The following is a 2,511-nucleotide window of genomic DNA, read 5'->3' as shown; positions in this document are numbered from 1 at the left end:
CCTGTTCCCATACCGAACACAGAAGTTAAGCCCTTCAGCGCTGATGGTACTTGGTGGGTAACTGCCTGGGAGAGTAGGTCGTTGCTGGTTACATAGAAGACTTAAAGCGAACTTGTTTCGTTTTAAGTCTTTTATTTTGTGAATAGATTGCATATGTTGTTGATAAAATTTATAGAATATATAATTTATACACAGAACAAGAGCAAGACTTAGATATAAAAGAAAAAAGGATAAGATATAAATAACAAATACTGTGGAAAAATATAGAGATAATTAGAATCTATCCACAAATTTCTAACGATTGAATCAAATAAAATTTAACTTCTATCAAAAAAACAACACCACACATTTGCGTGGTGTTGTTTTTTTAACATTAGAGATAATCAAAAGATGGGTTGTTTTAATTATTCCTTATAAATTTTCTATAAAAGTTTTCATTCGATTGAGTCCTTCTAATAATTCATCTGTATCACATGCATAGGAGATTCGAATAAAATCATCCATACCAAACGCAATTCCAGGAACAACTGCTACTTTTCCGTGTGTTAAAAGTATATCTGAAAAGGCTACAGAAAAACTATGATGCCATTTAAATTTATCCTTTAGAGAAGATATGTCAATAAATAAGTAAAAAGCACCTTGAGGATTAATAAACCCAATAGATTCTATCTTTTTAAGGACAGATATAGCTAGATCTTTTCTGGTTTTATAAGTATGAACCATCTCAGCTGTTTCTGTTTGACAGGATGTTAAAGCTGAAACACCAGCCCATTGAGAAATTGTGCTAGGATGGGATACGAGATGGCCTTGTATTGCAGAAATAGCTTTTGCTAATACCATATTTGTTGCAGAGTAACCAATTCGCCATCCCGTCATAGCCACAGATTTTGAAAGTCCGTTTATCGTAATCGTTATATCTTTAGCTTCTGTTGATAACGAAGCAATGCTAGTAAAAGAATCTACATAACAAATACTTTCATATATTTCATCAGCCAAAATATAAATATTATTTTTCAGACAGATATCAACAATTCCTTTCAATTCATCTTTAGAATATATTGCTCCTGTTGGATTAGAAGGATTTGTGATAAAAATTATTTTTGTTTTAGGCGTAATTGCTTGTTCAATTTCTTTCCGAGTTACTTTGAAATCATTTTTTCGTTGGGTATTTAAAAAAATGGGCTTGCCTCCTACAAGTTTAATCATTTCTGGATAACTAACCCAATAGGGTTTGGGAATAATTACTTCATCACCATGATCTAATAAAGCAATAAGTGTATTGGTGATGGCATGCTTTGCACCACTTGATACAACAATTTCATCTACTGCATATGAAACATTATTTTCAATATCAAGCTTATTTTGGATTGCTTTACGCAGATCTAATAAACCAGCAGCTGCATCGTATTTGGTGTGGTTCATTTGGATTGCTTGGATAGCATGATCTTTAGCAGGTGAGGGGGTAAAAAAATCTGGTTCTCCAATACTTAGGTTAATGATATCTAGTCCTTGATTTTTTAGTTCTTTTACTTTTGTACTTATACCTATAGTATAAGAAGGGGTAATTTCTTTTAATTTAGAAGATAACATAATAAGCCTCCTTTTTGGGATAAACAGTTTTAAACCAGAGAGATATATAAATATCTTTAAAACTGCTTAATTTTTTTAGTCTGTTTTATGACATAATGAAACTACTTTGTATAGATACATCATAATTATCTCTTTTTAAATTTTACCTTTTATCTTAGGAATAATCAAATCATAAATAACCTGACATTGCTAGTTCGTTTTAATCATTAACCAACTTTCAACACAGCTACTTCCATGAGTAGAAAGTGAAAGTTCGTTGGAGAAATGTGTAACTAAGATAGCAGCACACGAATATTTATACACAGAATTTTATAAAAATATTATATCCTTGTAAATAGAAAAGATATAATTTTACGTTGTTGTTGAATATATATGACATAAAAACATACTGAAAAACTAGGATGCCAAGGGAGAAATATGAGTAATGTTCGTGTATGTCAGATATTAATTATGTCAAAACTAATATTTGCAGTTGGATACATAGGATCATAAAGATATTTAATAAGAGAAAGAGAGCAATATTGATTTAAATTCCATTAAAAAACTGTTGACTATATAAAAGTATGATGGTATAGTATTACTTGTCCCTATTTAAAGGGGTAGGAGTTTAGAACTAGAATAAATTTCTAGTTGACTTAAGAAGATAAACATGGTAAGATATATCTTGTCGTCACTTTTAAAAAAAATAAAACTTAGTGAATATTAAGTAAGAAGTTGCATTTAGGATTATTACTTGGAAATTTTGCAACATACGACTTTTGAAAAAAAGTTGTTGACAGATTCGACAAAAAATGATAAGATAATTAAGTCGCCAAATGGTGATGAAAAAAGAATTGATCTTTGAAAACTACACAGTGTAAGAATTTAAGCCAGCACTTGACTTAAGTCAAGTACAATAAGTTCTAAGAACTTAAAGCAATA

1 protein-coding gene and 1 rRNA gene are annotated in these 2,511 nt (G+C 30.2%); one reads left to right on the top strand and one right to left on the bottom strand.

Going from position 1 to position 2,511, the window contains the following annotated elements:
* Positions 1 to 90, top strand: a 5S ribosomal RNA gene (gene rrf / locus EV214_RS18505); the annotation flags it as partial.
* A gap of 321 nt (positions 91 to 411) precedes the next feature.
* Here the strand turns inward: rrf and EV214_RS18500 are convergent.
* Complete coding sequence (locus tag EV214_RS18500) at positions 412 to 1,590, bottom strand: pyridoxal phosphate-dependent aminotransferase (RefSeq protein ID WP_132248483.1); 1,179 nt, start codon at positions 1,588 to 1,590, stop codon at positions 412 to 414.
* Between the last annotated feature and the right edge of the window lie 921 nt (positions 1,591 to 2,511).

The organism is Marinisporobacter balticus (genome assembly GCF_004345705.1).
GTDB classification, from domain to species: Bacteria; Bacillota; Clostridia; order Peptostreptococcales; family Thermotaleaceae; genus Marinisporobacter; species Marinisporobacter balticus.
This window is presented reverse-complemented; position numbering and strand designations above follow the sequence as displayed.